This is a genomic window from Paenibacillus sp. sgz302164 (genome assembly GCF_056120505.1).
This window is the reverse complement of sequence record NZ_JBVYOL010000020.1, coordinates 53,873-71,296: the sequence shown is the minus strand read 5'-3', so window position 1 is coordinate 71,296 and position 17,424 is coordinate 53,873. Positions and strand designations below refer to the sequence as shown.

16 protein-coding genes are annotated in these 17,424 nt (G+C 38.8%); 11 read left to right on the top strand and 5 right to left on the bottom strand.

What is annotated here, in order from left to right; genetic code table 11:
- Positions 1-277 precede the first annotated feature (277 nt).
- From AC0LWT_RS27995 to AC0LWT_RS27975, 5 genes are all read right to left on the bottom strand, one after another.
- Positions 278-661 carry a Rad52/Rad22 family DNA repair protein gene (locus AC0LWT_RS27995; protein ID WP_474684640.1) on the bottom strand — a complete coding sequence of 128 codons (384 nt, stop codon included), beginning with the start codon at positions 659-661 and terminating at the stop codon, positions 278-280.
- 462 nt (positions 662-1,123) lie between these two features.
- Positions 1,124-1,321, bottom strand: coding sequence for a hypothetical protein (locus tag AC0LWT_RS27990; protein ID WP_474684639.1), 198 nt, complete (start codon positions 1,319-1,321; stop codon positions 1,124-1,126).
- A gap of 22 nt (positions 1,322-1,343) precedes the next feature.
- Positions 1,344-1,718, bottom strand: coding sequence for a YqaJ viral recombinase family protein (locus AC0LWT_RS27985; RefSeq protein WP_474684576.1), 375 nt, complete (start codon positions 1,716-1,718; stop codon positions 1,344-1,346).
- A gap of 37 nt (positions 1,719-1,755) precedes the next feature.
- The gene (gene radC, locus AC0LWT_RS27980; protein ID WP_474684575.1) at positions 1,756-2,376 is read right to left on the bottom strand and encodes a RadC family protein; all 621 of its coding nucleotides are present in this window, start codon (positions 2,374-2,376) and stop codon (positions 1,756-1,758) included.
- A 49-nt stretch (positions 2,377-2,425) separates the two neighbouring features.
- Positions 2,426-3,361, bottom strand: coding sequence for a DUF932 domain-containing protein (locus AC0LWT_RS27975; protein ID WP_474684574.1), 936 nt, complete (start codon positions 3,359-3,361; stop codon positions 2,426-2,428).
- A gap of 229 nt (positions 3,362-3,590) precedes the next feature.
- On the opposite strand from AC0LWT_RS27975, the gene AC0LWT_RS27970 reads away from it, so the two are divergent.
- The 11 genes from AC0LWT_RS27970 to AC0LWT_RS27920 all read left to right on the top strand — a co-directional run bounded on the left by AC0LWT_RS27970 (position 3,591) and on the right by AC0LWT_RS27920 (position 17,419).
- Positions 3,591-4,862 carry an SIR2 family protein gene (locus tag AC0LWT_RS27970; RefSeq protein ID WP_474684573.1) on the top strand — a complete coding sequence of 424 codons (1,272 nt, stop codon included), beginning with the start codon at positions 3,591-3,593 and terminating at the stop codon, positions 4,860-4,862.
- 19 nt (positions 4,863-4,881) lie between these two features.
- Positions 4,882-6,192 carry an ATP-binding protein gene (locus AC0LWT_RS27965; protein ID WP_474684572.1) on the top strand — a complete coding sequence of 437 codons (1,311 nt, stop codon included), beginning with the start codon at positions 4,882-4,884 and terminating at the stop codon, positions 6,190-6,192.
- On the top strand, positions 6,193-7,140 hold the full coding sequence (locus tag AC0LWT_RS27960; RefSeq protein WP_474684571.1) for an O-methyltransferase: 948 nt from the start codon (positions 6,193-6,195) through the stop codon (positions 7,138-7,140).
- A 156-nt stretch (positions 7,141-7,296) separates the two neighbouring features.
- Positions 7,297-8,394, top strand: coding sequence for a DNA sulfur modification protein DndB (gene dndB / locus AC0LWT_RS27955; RefSeq protein ID WP_474684570.1), 1,098 nt, complete (start codon positions 7,297-7,299; stop codon positions 8,392-8,394).
- Positions 8,395-8,426: 32 nt separating this feature from the next.
- The gene (gene dndC / locus AC0LWT_RS27950; protein WP_474684638.1) at positions 8,427-9,755 is read left to right on the top strand and encodes a DNA phosphorothioation system sulfurtransferase DndC; all 1,329 of its coding nucleotides are present in this window, start codon (positions 8,427-8,429) and stop codon (positions 9,753-9,755) included.
- Positions 9,752-11,725 (top strand): DNA sulfur modification protein DndD, encoded by a 1,974-nt coding sequence (gene dndD / locus AC0LWT_RS27945; protein ID WP_474684569.1) that lies wholly within the window; start codon positions 9,752-9,754, stop codon positions 11,723-11,725. The genes dndC and dndD overlap by 4 nt, the downstream gene beginning before the upstream one ends.
- A 1-nt stretch (position 11,726) precedes the next feature.
- On the top strand, positions 11,727-12,107 hold the full coding sequence (locus AC0LWT_RS27940; protein WP_474684568.1) for a DndE family protein: 381 nt from the start codon (positions 11,727-11,729) through the stop codon (positions 12,105-12,107).
- A gap of 1 nt (position 12,108) precedes the next feature.
- Positions 12,109-13,263 (top strand): cysteine desulfurase family protein, encoded by a 1,155-nt coding sequence (locus AC0LWT_RS27935; RefSeq protein WP_474684567.1) that lies wholly within the window; start codon positions 12,109-12,111, stop codon positions 13,261-13,263.
- A gap of 63 nt (positions 13,264-13,326) precedes the next feature.
- On the top strand, positions 13,327-15,303 hold the full coding sequence (locus AC0LWT_RS27930; protein ID WP_474684566.1) for a DEAD/DEAH box helicase family protein: 1,977 nt from the start codon (positions 13,327-13,329) through the stop codon (positions 15,301-15,303).
- Position 15,304: 1 nt separating this feature from the next.
- Complete coding sequence (locus AC0LWT_RS27925) at positions 15,305-15,469, top strand: hypothetical protein (protein ID WP_474684565.1); 165 nt, start codon at positions 15,305-15,307, stop codon at positions 15,467-15,469.
- Between the two features lie 15 nt (positions 15,470-15,484).
- Positions 15,485-17,419: a coiled-coil domain-containing protein gene (locus AC0LWT_RS27920; protein WP_474684564.1), complete on the top strand. Its 1,935-nt coding sequence runs from the start codon at positions 15,485-15,487 to the stop codon at positions 17,417-17,419.
- The last annotated feature ends 5 nt before the right edge of the window (positions 17,420-17,424 follow it).

Genomic DNA, 17,424 nt, shown 5'->3' with positions numbered 1-17,424 from the left:
TGACCGTCTGAATGTATCTTTTTGCGCTCGCCGCGCTTCTTTTTTCAGTTATCTTTTTTAGAAGCACGTTCAACATTTGCGGGTCGGTAACGTGTTCCTGTTGTTTCTTGGCGTACCATTCGTCCAGTCTATCGAGGCTTCTCGCCAGTTCATGCCACGCCGCTTTGATTTTTTGCTGAACGGCGGAGGGCTTGCTTTTCAGCTTATCCGTAAGCTCCGCTTTTTTCGTGGTACGATGACTTTCTGAAGAACGAGGGGAAGTAGAGGCTTCTTTCGATCATCCTTTTTCTTGATAATACTGCTGATAATGATCGGGTACGAGGATCGTTTGCCGCTGCTTGTCCCACCGGATCATACCTTTGTATATATCGCTGGCTATTCCAATTCGGCTGGCGCACTTCTTCATCTCGTCGGTGATCGTGCTTTTGGTTGCATCTCCTTCGTTCATGCCGGACTTGATCTGCTCGCTGCCTACATCGATAAACGTAATCCATTCCTGCAACTCGGTGTTATAGAAGCTGAACTGTACATAAATCCTCACGCTCGAATTTTTGCCGTTCGGGTCCTGAACGATTTTTTCGGTGTGTTGTAACACTTCATATTTCCAATAACCAACGCCAAGAATCTCGTTTAAGCGCTGTGTAACGGATTGCCCAGAGATATGGCAGTGATCCCTGAAATGGTCATACTGATATTCGGATTAGGGGAATGGGGCATTTAATTGCTCAAATAGGGTTCCGTTTTCATTCGCCATGATGCCCCGCCACCTTTTTAATGCTAAATTGCCGGAAACGGATTATCTTCAGACAATCCTCGTAAACACCGGGATGTAGTTCCTTGAGTAGCTTGCTGTCCACACCGGTTCGGCTGCGATTTTACCATTTTAGCTTGTGATTTCTGGAAATTACGATTTCGTGAGTATCTAACAGGAACTTGAAGTGGTTTTCGATTTCTGCAATCGTTGTCTCCAAAATGCGGAGCTGCTGTTTGTGATTGAAGTATGTCTCGATACGTCCGATTTCATCGATAGGAACGTGCTGCTGTCTACTTCAGCGTATAGACGAAAAAGCAGCTTAACGCACGCACCCGAGCCGTCAACCGGCGGACAGATTAGGGCAAGCACTTAATGATGCCAAAAGTCACCGGCCAGCCGGACAAGTTGATCGATCAGCGTCATCACACTCAACCTCATACTCCCGGTATTTGTTCCCGCTAATCGGAGTGGGAAATAACCCCAATCAAGTTTGGTAACGAACAGATACCACTGCAATTGGACGTAATAGTGATCGGGAATATTTCCGTCATCCCATTCATGACGAATATATTCACTTGCAGTTTTAATCTCAAGAATGCCGCGGCCGGGCTTGGGACAATATAATCATGTGGTCAAGATTACCTAATGCCCAACGAAGTTCGGGATGGCAGTAAATAATTTTCTTCTCTGTGATTGCCCATTCCGGATGTCCACTGGCAAACTTATCAGCAATTAATGGCTCTAATCGTGTTCCCCATTCTGCCGCTTCACTCTTTCGCTCTTCTGTTGCTTTTTCTAACTTTTCCAAGTAAACATGAGTCGGAGTACGCCATTTAGAAATTCCGCATATGGCAGCAAGATCGGAACCTTCAATGTCGCCGCGCCAACAGTCGATCCACTGTTCGTAAGATAGACTTTCGGTTTCAACCAGAATGTTTGCATGAAATTTCAAGGCTGTTGGCATAGATCTATGTTCACCTCACGAAAATAAAAAGCAAGGGTTAATGTACGGCGGACATTAACCCTCGCTCCGTTAAACTTATGTAACGCTGATGGCCGATGATGACGTGATCAAGCACATCGATTCCGATAATCGTTCCCGCGGCCGTCAATCGTTTCGTAATTTCTACGTCTTCGGGGCTTGGTTCGGGATTGCCGCTGGGATGGTTGTGTACGCAAATGATTGAAGCACTGCAACGTTTGATGGCCTGACGGAACACTTCTCTCGGATGAACGATACATGCATTGAGATTTCCGATGGCAATCAGCTCCTTGGTGATGACGACATTCTTTGTATTGAGGAACAAACAAATGAAATGTTCTTTTCTTACATAACGCAGCTCCGGTTCGACAAGCTTGTAGACATCGGCTGGGGAAGAGACCTTGTAAGAGGGATGAGCAGCTACGGTTAGCGTTTGAGCTAATTTAAGCGCGGCGAGAATTTGCCGTGCTTTCGTTCGTCCAATCCCCTTGATTGAAGTAAGTTCTTGTTCGGTTGCGTCGATCAAGTCTTCCGTCTTGGGAAATAAGGAGAAAAGCTGTTCCATGATGTAGCTGCCGGGCTTTTCGCAAAGAGAGTTCGCAAGCAGTAACTTGATATCATGCGGTGATTGATCTGTCATTCCATAACCTCCAAAGACGGTAAATGGTCAATTCAACTGTAGAATGTAATTAGGCTGAAGCCAGGACTATTTCATAAGCTTTGTCGATGAGCGGGTTGCCCTCCATGGTCCGTAGAAACAAATTTTCCTTATATGATGCGGTTTCTCTGAGTGGCTTGGCATGGGTGGCGAAGTCTGAGACGGCGTTGATAAAGCGATAGCCATTCTTACTAATATGGCTAAGATCTGGAGCCTCGAAATATCTTGCCTGTAAATCGTCACGTAGCTGTTGAACATTCTTTTCTTGCAATTTCGTCGCATTTTCTGGCAATGGTATTAAAAGCTCAATGTATTCCTGAATTTTATAATCAAGCATTTTAATTCTTTGCAGTCGGTCGACTTCTGCTCCCAGCTTGTCCATATATAATTCAGCATAGAGCAAGGTCTTCCGGGCTTCATCAAGCTTGGATTGAATGTTGCCGGTATGAATCGTCGTCCAAATCCGCTTAGCACTGGTAAGGGCAAGGTTTAAGGTATTCTGACAAACAATACGAATCGGCGTCATAGCTACCTTGATGCTACCACTGCCGTCATGACTATTGGAGAAAACCATGTACGGACTGATTCGGTCACCGGTAATAATGTAGTTCTCCGACAGTTTGGCTAGCAGCCATACTTTCCTGCCGTTTTGAAGACTTCCTGCCGTCTCGAATTGTACGCCTTTACCCAGCAATTCATCGGCAAAAGCAAATGCTTCGTGATTCTGGACAATCTTATATCTGTCCGTAACGACACCGAGCAACCGCTGGTCGGTTGCTCGGATGTTAGCTTTGTAGCCGGGAATCTCGGCGTAATCCTCGGTTTGAATCGATTTTTGGATGACTGTCCAATCGAGTCCGGCCGCTTGTAACGCTTCTTCTGAACTGAGAGCATGTTCAACTCGATTGCCGAGTCCGTGCCAAGGGACTTCTCTTACGTAGAACATGGTTTCGACATTTGCTGGCATTTGAATCATCTCCTTGCTAGGTTTGAGATTGACAAATAAATGCATAAGGTATCTGCATCCAATAGTATAATATAGAAATGATGAACGACATTTTTCGAATAATAGCAGTAATGATTGTAAGAGGTTTTTTTCTAAGCGACTTTCCAAAAGGAGGAAAACATCCCTTTTTGTCGAATTTTCAGTTCAATAGATAGCGATCAATGGAATCGAGAAACGGGAGTTTTGAACTATGAAGATATATGATGCGGCTATACTTGCAGTAAAAGAGTTGGGGAGACCGGCTCGCCCTGAGGAAATACTTGAAGTGATTCATAAAAACGGGTGGTATCAATTTAATACTGCCAATGAGATAGGTGTTCTTACTCAAGCAATTAGACGTCATATGAAAGGTTATGTTGGAGTTCAAGCTGCGAGGAAGAGGTATTTTGAAAAACTCGGTGATAAGTATGCTCTCTTGCCACAAGAAGATAAGAGTGTTTTTGTCAAACCGATTGACCCACAACCTGATTGGAAAATAAAAAGAGAAGAGTACATCGATCAAATTCGTAATGTATTTCAACGTGATCAATTATCACTTTTTTTAGGTGCAGGTGTTTCCACGTCTGCCGGATTCCCCAGTTGGGACGCACTGTTAGAGAAATTGAATGATGCAGTTGTAAGACAGATGAGTAATAAAAAATTTGGTGGGAAATTATGCACTGCTTCTGTAAATGAAACAGATAAGCAGTTAATGGCCAATTTGCTCAGTAAACTTCGAGATGAATCTCCTATAATTAATGCTTTTTTCTTAGAATCAACAATAAATTCCCGTTCAGCAATATCGAAATATATCAGGGAAGCTCTTTACGGTAGGCGAAGAAGGGCATACTCATCGGGAACACTAGTATGGCTTGCTAAACTATGCAATCATCGTGGTAAATATCGTATACGCTCTGTCGTTACATTCAACTATGATGATTTATTAGAGCAGCACTTGGCTGAAGTTCCTGTTGACCATATGCCTGTTTTTAAGGAAGATGATGAGATTAATCCTAATGTACTGCCTATTTTTCATGTTCATGGTTATCTACCTCAGAATGAAAATAAATATGATGATATTGAGGGGAATTTAATTGTTTTTAGTGAACAGGCATACCATACCGTTTATACTGATGCTTATTCTTGGTCAAATATTACTCAGATGCATGTATTAAAGGAAAATGTTTGTTTATTTATTGGACTTTCGATGAGTGATCCTAATATGAGGCGGATACTGGACATTTCCTCGAGAAGAAATTCAAATAAAGTAAAGCACTTCGCTCTTATGCAAAGGTTAGATTTGGAAGTTGAAGAAGATCAATTTAAAGAACTCACTAGTGGACTATCATCTGAATTATTAAATGCTTTTCTTGATGATTTTCATTTGTCCAGAGAACGTTCTTTTGAAAAGTTGGGTATCCGAATTGTTTGGTTTGAAGATCATGATGAAATTCCTGATCTGTTAAAGGCGATTGTCGGATGATTATTGAGGGGGAGTATCAGTGGAGTTTAAGCAAAATGAAATAAATGCAGAACCTACAAAGGAATTTTTTATAAATATGCTTGTTAAAGATATCCCGTTAATTAATGCAATTCAAGATCTAATAGATAACAGTGTTGATGGAGCAATTAAACTACGACCTTCTGGAGACTATTCCGATTTATACATAAAGATTAAAGCGGATAATGAGAGATTTGAAATTGAAGATAACTGTGGGGGATTCTCTTCTCACATTGCTAGGAATTATGCTTTTAGATTCGGTAGGCCTGATGATGCACCCGATTTACCACATTCTGTAGGTAGATTTGGTGTTGGGATGAAGAGAGCTTTATTTAAGATGGGGAAGTTGATTCTGATTCAATCAATAAGTGAAAAGTCCAGATTTAAACTTGATATTAACATAGATGAATGGAAGCAAAAGAAAGAATGGACATTAGAATTTTCAGAATTAGATGAGAGTTCACAACAGCAGCCGTATGGAACGTCTATTTATGTCAGTAAGTTAAATGAAAATACCGCAGAGCAATTTAATACGAACTCTTTTATTACTAACTTAATTAAAGAGGTAAGGACTTCTCATGAAACAGTAATAGAGAAAGGTCTAAGAATATATATTAATGGAATTTTACTTGAACATGTACCAGTCGAGTTATATTTTTCAGATGAATTGAAGCCGGCATACGTTGAAGAAGAAGTAAATGGTGTGAATATAAGGATTTATGCAGGTATGACGAAAAGAGGAACTCCGCAAGAGGCTGGATGGTATATTTACTGTAATGGAAGATTATTAGTTGAAGCTGACAAAAGTGAGTTAACTGGTTGGGGCAACGGACATAATTTATTCCATAACACTTATGCAATGTTTAGAGGTTATATTTTTTTTGATGCAATTAAGTCTGAGCTCTTGCCATGGAATACTACCAAAAATGGTATAGATAGTGACTCAAAATTGTTTCGCTATGCCCAACAAAAAATGTTAAATATAATGAGACCAGTTACGGACTTCTTGAAGAAAATTAAAGATAATCCATATGGAGATAACGAAGAAACCGAATATGAAACTGAAATGAATTACACTGAAAAATTAGAGACAATGCCAACACAAAGAATATCAACAATTGATATTAATGTTCTAAAACCAGTGTTTCAATCCCCGAAATTAAAAATAATTAGGAAACCACTGACGCAAAAGATTCAATATAACAAACCTATTGCAGAGATTGAAAAAGCTAAAAGTGTTTTAAATGTCACAAGTCTAAAAGAGCTAGGAGAAAAGACATTTGAATACTTTTATCGAATGGAGTGCAAGTAGATGGAGGAAGTAACAGAGAAATTATCGAGTTACGAAAGAATTAACTACAGTATTCGTCCCTCTAAGGCGATTGAACGTAAAATGTTATGTGAATCTTTTAGGAAATTAGATGAATTTGCTGCTCTTGAGACTTACAGATATATCGGATTTGGGTCAACATTTTTCAGTGACTTTATCTTGTTTCATAAAAATTTAGGTATTACTAACATGATTAGCATAGAAAAGGATGTTGCAAATCAAGAAAGATTTGAATTTAATAAACCGTTTAATTGCATTGAAATGCAATTCGGGTTATCTCAAGAAATACTCCCAACTCTCCAATGGGATTACAAAAGTATAATATGGTTAGATTACGATACTCAAATTAATGAAGACGTACTAACAGATGTGAATACGATTTTTTCTAATATTACATCAGGATCCGTAGTGGTGTTTACTTGTAATGCACATTATCGCCCAAACCAAGCTTATCATATAATGAAGAAAAGTTTAAATAATATTCCTCATTATATTAAAGAAGATGACTGTGAGAATTGGAAAGCTGCTTTGGTAACAAGAAGAATTATTTTGGATAAGATAATTGAGACAATTAATACAAGGAATTTCCCAAGAAGAAATGGTAATAAATTTATCTTTCAACAACTTTTCAATTTTCACTACTCTGATGGTGCAAGAATGATGACTTTCGGGGGTATATTTTATGAAGAAGGAGAAAAGGAAAGGTTTGAAAAATGCGGATTCTTCCGACTTCCGTATATAAAAATGGAGGAATCACCCTTTTTTATAGAGGTTCCAAGTCTTACAATCAGAGAAATAAGAAATCTCGACGCACAACTTCCAAATGAGGACTTAGCAAATGTTGTTTTACCGGGGGTAAAACATGAGGATATTCGAAAATACTCAGAGAACTACAGATTTTTCCCTACATTTTCCGAAACTGATCTTTAATCGAAGCATTCTTACTTAACCCTATAGAATAGCAAACGTAACTGGCCACCAATTTTGGTGGTTTTATTTTTTCCTATCATACTACTTTTCAATCCCAATGCTAAAAGTTATAATGTATATATCTGTTTTTACGTACGTAGTATGGAGGAAAAACGTATGAATTTATCACAAGCCTTCACGTATTCATTTCCTGCTATTCGCGGTATTCAAGCTGGACGAGAATACTACATTGCGATGTGTCCTTTGAAATTGATACCTAAAATTTTCCTCTTCGATGAAGAAGAGGTTCCACCTGAATATAGGGCTCAACGTGTATTAAATAGATCTCGAATCCCAAGTATTACACAGTATATTGTGGATAACGTAACTGATTATGTCTTTTCTTCACTCACTGCATCAATTGACGGCGAGGTAACTTTTGTATCTTCAGGTGATTCATCTGAATTAGGGCAACTGGTCATACCTATGGGCTCAAGGTTTCTGATCAATGACGGCCAGCACCGTAGGGCAGCAATCGAAGAAGCATTAAAATTAAGGCCCGAACTTGGGGAAGAAACGATATCAGTTGTATTCTTCTATGATGCGGGTTTACAGCGGAGTCAGCAGATGTTCGCAGATTTGAATAAACACGCCGTTAATACTACTCGTTCAATTGGGATTTTATATGATTTTCGTGACCCTTTATCAATTGTAACCAAGGATGTTGTTCAAAGTCTCACGTTTTTACGTCATTTCACTGATTTTGAATCACCAACTCTAGCTATGCTATCACCAAAACTGTTTACATTGAGTAGCATCTACAACACTTTAAAAAACTTATTACGAAAAACAAAGGGACAAAATATTGATTCAGATGAAGTAACGACAGCGATTTCTTTCTGGGAAGCATTGAGTCAACAAGTTCCGGAATGGAACATGATTCAAAAGAGAGAACTCACCGCTCCAAAACTTCGCAAGAATTACATCATAGGTTACAGTGTTTTTGTTGAGGCTATGGGTCTCATTGGAGCGGCACTATATTATGATTTTGGAGATAAGCATTTCACGAAACTCTCATTATTGACGCAAATCGATTGGTCTAAATCCAACCGCGATTGGGTAGGACGAGCTATATCTAGTGCAGGACGTATAACAAATAATCTAGAAGCGATTCGATTAACTTCTTCCTATATTAAGAGTAAGATGGACATTTCTCTAGATGATGAAGATATGAAATATGAAAGCAAGTTCCAAAAGGAAGTGAGCAGCAATTGATAAATCTAACTAATCTATTTAATTTAACAGATGTGTATCATGAGATAGAGAATTTATACATGGAAGATGATCGTCCCTGGGTGATTGGATACAGCGGCGGGAAAGATTCAACTGCAGTCGTACAATTAATATTTACTGCATTAGAACGTTTAGCATCACGACAGGAATTGCATAAACCTATTTATGTCATTTCTTCGGATACACTTGTTGAAACACCCTTAATTATTGACTACATCAATAACACGTTACGCTTGATTGAAGAATCTGCGATGCAAAAAGGACTACCAATTACGACGCATAAGGTAAAGCCGTTAACTGATCAAACTTTTTGGGTCAACATGATCGGCAGAGGATATCCAGCTCCAAGGCAAAAATTTAGATGGTGTACGGATCGGATGAAAATAGACCCGGCCAATCGTTTTATCCTTGAAAAGGTTTCTGAATTCGGAGAAGTCATTATGGTGTTAGGTGTTCGTTCTGCTGAAAGTTCCTCCAGAGCACAAACGATGAATAAGCATTCAGTACAAGGTCGCTTACTGAGCAGACATTCTACACTATCCAATGCCTACGTATATGCTCCGATTCGAGATTTTACAACAGATGATGTATGGACATATTTACTTCAGGTGTCTTCGCCGTGGGGAAGTGATAATAATGAATTACTTGCTATGTATCAGAATTCAAATAGTGAGTGCCCATTAGTCATTGATAAGTCCACCCCATCGTGTGGAAACAGCAGGTTTGGATGTTGGACTTGTACTGTAGTGACAGAAGATAAAGCACTAAGTGGTTTTATTCAAAATGGGCAGGATTGGTTAGAACCCTTGCTCATTTACCGTGATTGGTTAGTCGAAATTAGAGATGATTCGAATCGCCGCGAAAAGAAAAGAATGAATGGTACGGTATACTATACCGCCCCAGATCAAATTGGGTTAGGGCCGTTTACTTTGGAGGCAAGGAAAGAAATACTTAGTGAACTTCTTCAAACCCAGAAGCAAGTCCGAACACCTGAAGGTCAGACCTACGAATTGATTTCTCTGGAGGAGCTTTATAAAATCCAAGAAATTTGGCTGGCGGCGGGAGATTGGGAACTTAGCGTTTTGGATATCTACAAGAATATTTTTAATGAAGAGCTTCAGTGGTCCGGTTCTGAAAGAGAAATTCTCTCTCATGATCAATTAAAACTTCTTGAGGAATTATGTAATCAATATGAGGTTCCATACGAAATCGTTCAAAGGCTGCTCTTTTTGGAGTGGAAAAATCTAGGATATTCGTATAGACATGGGATGACTAAAGAAATGATTTCTATATTAAGGGAACAGTGGCTACACATTGGTTCTTATGAGGAAGTGTTGGAATGATTATCACACAAATTGAACTAAATAATTTTGGCCCATTTATGGGGCGGCATGTATTTAACCTCCAACCCGAAAAAGATCGTCCTGTTGTGCTGATAATGGGTCATAATGGGGCAGGAAAAACAACATTACTAGAGGCTATTCAACTTGGAATATATGGACCGTTTTCATTAGGACTAAAGAGTATGACACCGAAATACCAATCCCTCGTAAAGCAACGACAAAATCGCCTTGCAAGGAAAGAAAATCCAGAAGGACAGTTTGATGTCAAAATCGTTTTTCGTTGGAAATCAGGTCGAATAACCGAAACAATCCAGTTAGAACGTCAATGGAGAATCGATTTGATTGGGAAATTGAATGAAACTGTTGTAATCTACCGCGAAGGTAAAGAATTGCATCAAGCGGAAATCTTTGAAGTTGAAGAACGGATTCGTTCTGTTATTCCGCCCTCCATGATGCAGTTTTTCTTTTTCGACGGGGAGCGTATAGATTATATTTTGAGAAATGCTGACTTTTCGACGGTACTCCAAGAAGGTTCAATGAACATGTTTGGACTAGACTTAATCGATAAGTTACGGGAAGACCTAGGGAATACATTCAATAAAGAAGAATTGCTTAAAAAAATGGAAGCAGAGGAACAGATGCTTCGTACAATTCGTCAAGAAATCGATCAATATGAAGACCGACGAAGCCGATTATTCGCTTTGATAAGTGATAAGGAGAAGGAAATTGAAGAGAAGAAACAAGTGAGAGAGAGTTTGTTAAATGAGTTCCGAGTAAATGGGGGACTTATGGCTGAGGAACGTAGAAAGATTGAGTTGGCTATTAAAGAGAAAGAGGATATACGCTTAAAAACAAACGAGCAAATTAAGACTGCTATTGCGGAACGCCTTCCTTTTCAAATGCTCGGTAATCTTCTTTCACGTACATTGCAAACAGCATTACATGAACAAAACAACCGTGCTATAAAATTGGCCTATACGGTAATCGCTGAACAAAAAGAACAAATGATAAAAGAATGGGTGAGCAAAGATACGGGGACAGCAAATTCTGAAGAGCTAGACTCTTTTCTTTCATTTATGGTCAATCATTTAGCTGGGAAAGTCGATAATCCACATATCCATGATTTAACTATGGCCGAGTTATTGAGGCTACAAAATTTGGATATTCAATCAAAAAAATATACTGAAAAGAAGTTCAAATCATGGTTTAAAACCATTTCAGTCTGTACATCAGAAATTCAATCACTTCGAAAGCAGCTTGAAAAAAGCTTGACAGAATCAGCTTTAAAAAATACATGGGATGAATCGGAAAAATATAACGAAGAAATCTCTAAAGATATGACTATGTTGTTATCTTATCAAGAAGAAGCAAATAAAGTAATTGAATTGCTTGATCAATATAAATTGCAGAGAGAGCGTATAATTCAAAAAGTAAATGATTCGCAACGCGAGGAAAGCACCTTTAAGTTGGCGGAGAGAATACAAAATTTAATGATTGATTTTCAAACGCGGTCACTTCGACAACAAGTCACAGAACTATCTAATGAAATTAAGAACCAATTTGCAAAATTGCTTCAGAAACGTGATTATGTGAAATCCCTTTATATTGACCCAGAGTCATTTCAATTAAGTATGCAAGGTATGGGGAATATTGAAATCTTACCTGAGTTAATGTCCGCAGGCGAACGTCAATTATTTTTGCTAGCAATTATACAAGCGTTCATGATTGTATCTAGAAGACAAATGCCGCTGGTTTTAGATACTTTACTAGGGAGACTGGACCTAAAACATCGAGAGGCTATTGTTAAAAGCTTTCTAGCAAACACGAAGTTTCAAACTATTGTTCTAGCAACAGATTCTGAAATCTCTGATGCGGAAATACAGCATTTGACGCATTCATTGTCCAAAGTATATGAAATATCTTTTTCTGAAGAGACTGGAATCACATGGGTAAAGCGAAGAGGTGCTTAAAATGAATTTTAGATTACGAACTTCCAAAAAAGCTGAGGAACAAATCAAAGTATTGCAAAATAGCGTGAATTTACAACCTAATGTTTTAGCGCGTCTTGCGATCTCGGTCTCCTTAATGGATTCAAATCCAATCGATATTAGTTTGCATCGAGACCAGAACGGATTAGAGTTTAACCGCGTCACTTTGACAGGGGAGTATGATGCTATTTATAAAGCTCTTATTATACAACATTCCGGTGAGAATTTATCTGATGAAGATTATTTCCCACTCTACTTTAAAGCTCACTTAGAGCGGGGGGTTCCCCTTCTAAATGATATCTATAATTATGCTGGGAACTATGAAAAATTCGTATTACAGCTTTCGAATATGGCGGTGAGTTAAGATGATCTACTTGGATTACGCTGCAACAACACCCATTGATAAAGAGGTTGCAACGGCAATGTGGCCTTATATCGAACAGCATTTTGGGAATCCGCATGGCAAATATTATTCCTATGCTCTTGATGCTAAAAAAGCAACGGACGATGCAAGGCGTCAGGTTGCAGAGTTAATTGGTTGCCGTGACGATGAGATTGTATTTACATCGGGTGCAACTGAAGGCAATAATTTTATTATTAAAGGGGTAGCAGATCTTAGGAGGACTCACGGAAATCATATTATTACGAGTCGTATTGAGCATAGTTCTGTTTTAGAAACTTGTCGTTTTTTGGAACAACGAGGCTGGAAAGTTACTTATTTGGATGTTGACAAAAATGGTTGCATTCGATTGGACGATTTAATTGGACAATTAACAGCAGAGACTATTCTTGTTTCTTTAGCATGGGGAAATAATGAGTTGGGATCTCTCCAGGACATCTATGAAATTGGAAAGGCACTCCGTTCATGTTCGAAAGGAGTCCTTTTTCATACCGATGCAACACAAGTCGTTGGTAAAATACCAGTCAACCTTAAGATACTTGAGGTTGATTTAATCAGTTTTTCTGCACATAAATTTTATGGTCCCAAGGGTATTGGTGCTGCAGTTTTGAAACGGAACAAAAATGGAATATATCCTCGCATAACCCCTCTCTTACATGGTGGAGACCAGGAGATGGGACTGCGCGGCGGTACATTGGCTGTGCATAATATCGTTGGAATGGGGCAGGCAGCATTCATTGCTCGGCACACGATGATAGACCAGCAAAAAAAGATGGAAGATTTATTATTAAAACTTAAAACACTTTTTGAAGTAAGCGGTATGGAGTATAAAATAAACGGTCCTCAAGAAAGCCGATTACCCGGTATTATAAGCGTAACCGTTAAAGGGGTCAATAACGAGTTAATGATTAAATCATTGGCTGACCGATTATCGATTTCTACAGGATCGGCTTGTTCTTCAGCAAAACCTTCCCATGTGCTTGAATCGATTGGTCTGAACAGAGATGAGATTCGAAATACAATTCGGGTTTCATTTGGGAAAGATACAACAGAAAACGAGCTTATAGAAGCAGTACAAATGATTCAAGATGCCTATTGCACTTTTAAGGCTATTCAATAATGCAGGGATTTATTGGGATATGTCGAATTAGCAATATAAAAGCGGTAACAGAGGTGAGGCGTTTTGAGTTTAAGACAAGTGAAGTTAAAGGAACAATACATAACCGGGGAAGATAATCTAATCGATGAATTCTATATACCGTGTCTAGAGAACGCAAATACCTATGATCGCGCCGCGGGTTTCTTTAATTCATCTATTTATACATGTATCAAAAGTGGGTTGGAGCCATTTATCCGTAAGGGCGGTAAGATTCGTCTCATTACCAGTGCGAGATTAACGCCAGAAGATGTAGAGCTTATCCGTTCAGGGTATGAAGAGCGGGAATGGTTACAAGAGCATTTGCAGTCATTATACGATGAATTTTATGCAAGACGCCACAATTACGATGTGGCAAATCTCTTCTGGTTAATCAAGTGCGGTCGATTGGACATTCGAATCACAATGCCTGATTTATCGGCAATTCGTGAACAAACGCCACTCGGAATTTTTCATGACAAAATTGGAGTTTTCTCTGATCGGTTAAATGATTTCGTTGTTTTTTTTGGCTCGAATAATGAATCAATCGGGGGATGGTTCCACAATTTGGAATCGTTTGAGGTTTATGGAAGCTGGGATGCGGGAGTGTCCAATAGAGCGAAATCCCGGAAGCAATATTTTGAACGACTTTGGAATGGCGATTTTAAGACAATGAAAACGTATGAGTTCCCAGATGCTTTTAGGAAGCAATTAATTGAGTTATCTCCTACAGATTTTCATTATTCAAATAAACATCCAAAGGAAAATGATGAAGTGGGTGCCAGTGGTATTGTTGAGACAGGAGCAACTTATCAAATAGAGAACAAATGGCGTCATCAGGATGAAGCAGTAGCCACTTTTTTGAAAAATGGAAATGGTATTTTGGAAATGGCGACTGGTACTGGAAAGACAAGAACATCCTTGACGATTGTTAATAAGCTACTTGAACAAAATAAAATTAACAGTGTTATTATATCGGTTGATGGAACGGATCTACTTGACCAATGGTGTGACGAAGTCAGAAAATGGACCAAGATGAAGCTATTTCGATTTTATTCTTCCCATAAGGAGCTGTCTGCCTTCACTTTGGCTCCGATTAATTCCGCATTAGTTGTATCAAGAGAATTTCTGGCTGATGCAATAAAGTTTTTCGGCCGTAATCCAACTAATCTTGAAAAAAGCATCATTATATGTGATGAGGTGCATGGTCTTGGTTCTCCTTCTTCCATCGCTGGACTTAGCGGGAAAATCAAACCTTTTAAATATCGACTCGGGTTAAGTGCGACTCCAGAACGCGAATATGATGAGGAAGGCAATCAATTTTTGCTTGAAGAAATAGGCGAGGTTATCTTCCGGTTTCAAATTGAAGATGCAATTCGCAGGGGAATTTTATGTGAATTTGATTATGTCCCTCTGGAATTCGAAATGACGCAAGAAGATAAAAATGATATTAAGCGTTTAATCGCGGCTCATAATGCACGTAGAAAAATGGGCGAGCACGTTAGCGACGAGGAACTTTACCGAAATATTGCTAGGGTAAAGAAAGTCTCTCTAGCAAAACTTCCTGTTTTCCGTACATTTCTCAAGAACCATCGTGAGGTGCTAAATCGTTCCATTATTTTCGTGGAAACGAAAGAATTTGGATTAGATGTGCAAAACATTCTGATTCAATATGAACCAAACTACCATACTTATTATGGGGATGATCATCGAAATAATTTAACCCGCTTTAGTTCAGGGGAACTGAACTGCCTCATTACAAGTAAGCGAATATCTGAGGGCATTGATATTAGTTCTGTGAGTAACATCCTTCTATTCTCTGCAGATAAGGCCAAGATCCAAACGATTCAAAGGATTGGCCGAAGCTTGAGATTGGATCCAAACTCGCCAAGTAAACGTGCCAGCGTACTTGATTTTATAAGTGTGAGCGACCAAGATTCAGAACAAGATCCCGATAAATTGTCGACAGATGAACAACGTCGAATATGGTTGACGGAACTTTCAAGCATAAAGAGGGAGCGTTAGTATGCGAAATAATAATGAACTTCATGAAGCAATTGAGATAATACTCGGTCAGGCAGAAGAAGATGAGGAATTTAAACAACGTTTAAAACAACTTATCTACAATTATATTAATAATTCATACAGTGACGACGATATACACGATGTGATTGACTTGGTAAAGATTTGAAAGTGGGGTAATCACATGAAAGTTCGCATAATAGAATGGTCATACAAAGGAATACGCGGTGTCAATGATCTTGAGATTTCTCTTGTTAACCATGTCGGGGTTCCATATTCTACTACTCTCTTGATGATGCCAAATGGTACCGGAAAAACTACAACTATTACATTGTTACGAGCAGTTTTTGATGGGCAGGCTACAAACTGGTCCTCAAGTGAAGTACGAGAATTTAAACCTCCAGGCAGTCTTGTTAGAGTAGGAGAGTTTAAAGCAACGTTGATGATAGATAACCAGAGGTTTGTGATTCTCTTGCGTTTAAATTATGAACAAGGTAGAGCTGAATATAAGACATCAAGGGTAGGAGATGAAGGCGGACTTGATGATGGGCACAATCTAGTTAGCAAAGCTAAATATATCTTTACCACTGATTTTGTAAAAAGATTTATTTTTGATGGAGAATGGGCAACAAGCATTCTTCAAAGTAACAAAAGTGAAGCAGAGGATGCTATTCGATATTTATATCAGTTGAATTACATCTCCATGCTTAGTCAACGAATTAAAAATATTGTCGATCATGCGCAACAAAAGTCGGAGAATACATCGGCTAAAACAGAACAAGGACTAAACAGATTAAGAACGGATAAAGAAAAAGTCAGCATCAAACTTGGCGAGCTGCTGGAACTACAGGGGAAGTTAGAGCTTGAACTGCAAGTAAAACGAAAACGAAGTGAGGCCATCAGAACTAAAGTTTCCGAACATATTAAAGCTGATAACAATCTTCGGGTCGAAGCAGAAGAACTGGAGAGTAAGAAGAAAAAAGTCGACATTGATATTGCTGAAAAAACACAAGCTATTCTAGATGCATTTCGAAGTCCCTTTTTATTAAGTAACGCCATCCCTGAGCGGCTTCAATCCCTATCCCAAAAAATGCAACAACTTAAATTACCGAAAACAATGTCAAAGCAGTTTTTTGAGGAGCTTTCAAATCAACCATTTTGCGTCTGCGGACGTCAAATCGAAGAAGAGCATCGACATTTTATCTTAGAAAAGTCAGAGGACTACTTAGCCGATGATCAAATCAGTGTTGTTAATGCGATTAAGTTATCAATTAGAAGTTTGGAATATAATGTTGATATCAAAGATGAGGTAGATGGGCTGCAACAAAGTATTACTGAAAGATACACAATTACAAGTGACTGGGATAGGCTTCAAACGAAGCGCAAAGAAGCGGGGGATATAGAGCTTGAACAACTTGAGCAAGAACAGAGAACGCTTGAAATTGCAATTCATGATTTATCTACTACGCTAAAAAAAATGATAACAAAAGATAAAGCCGAACAGACAAATTTGGAGTATGATCAGAACATCCCACTTTGTAGAGAAAAGTTAGCAGAAGCAGAGAAAAGACTTGAAGAAGCAACCGGTACTGTTAATTTATCGAAAAAAGCTGCCAAAACGAAGCAGTACCTCGAGCTAATAGAAAAAGAGGCATTAAAAAAATTAAAAGAAAAGATTAAACAGAACACCAACGAGAAAATTTCCAGTATTATACGTACAGAATCAATTCATGTTGAAAAAATTGATGGTCATTTGTCACTCAAAAATAAGTCAGGGGCAAGTGTAGGTCAAACTCTAGCTATTGCCTATTCATTCCTAGGTTCGATGTTTGAAGCTTCTTCATATGAGCTTCCGTTTGTGGTTGACTCTCCTGCAGGTGCCTTAGATTTGGATGTCCGAAGAGAGGTTTCAGTAATATTGCCAAATTTATTTGAACAGCTAATTATTTTTATTACATCAGGTGAGCGCGGCGGCTTTGCGGACTTTTTTTATCGAATGGGTGATAAAGTACAATTTTTGACTATTTCAAGAGCACTTGGTGAAAGCGCGACATGCATTGAGGGAAGAGATACGTTTCAGACATTTCAAGACCATGAACAAGAAAAAGAGATTAGCTAAGAAAG

Coding starts and splice junctions, on each gene's coding strand:
- AC0LWT_RS27925 (WP_474684565.1), top strand. CDS start 15,305: ATGCGAAATAATAATGAACTTCATGAAGCAATTGAGATAATACTCGGT.
- AC0LWT_RS27920 (WP_474684564.1), top strand. CDS start 15,485: ATGAAAGTTCGCATAATAGAATGGTCATACAAAGGAATACGCGGTGTC.
- dndD (WP_474684569.1), top strand. CDS start 9,752: ATGATTATCACACAAATTGAACTAAATAATTTTGGCCCATTTATGGGG.
- AC0LWT_RS27935 (WP_474684567.1), top strand. CDS start 12,109: ATGATCTACTTGGATTACGCTGCAACAACACCCATTGATAAAGAGGTT.
- AC0LWT_RS27970 (WP_474684573.1), top strand. CDS start 3,591: ATGAAGATATATGATGCGGCTATACTTGCAGTAAAAGAGTTGGGGAGA.
- AC0LWT_RS27985 (WP_474684576.1), bottom strand. CDS start 1,718: ATGCCAACAGCCTTGAAATTTCATGCAAACATTCTGGTTGAAACCGAA.
- dndB (WP_474684570.1), top strand. CDS start 7,297: ATGAATTTATCACAAGCCTTCACGTATTCATTTCCTGCTATTCGCGGT.
- AC0LWT_RS27960 (WP_474684571.1), top strand. CDS start 6,193: ATGGAGGAAGTAACAGAGAAATTATCGAGTTACGAAAGAATTAACTAC.
- AC0LWT_RS27975 (WP_474684574.1), bottom strand. CDS start 3,361: ATGCCAGCAAATGTCGAAACCATGTTCTACGTAAGAGAAGTCCCTTGG.
- radC (WP_474684575.1), bottom strand. CDS start 2,376: ATGACAGATCAATCACCGCATGATATCAAGTTACTGCTTGCGAACTCT.
- AC0LWT_RS27940 (WP_474684568.1), top strand. CDS start 11,727: ATGAATTTTAGATTACGAACTTCCAAAAAAGCTGAGGAACAAATCAAA.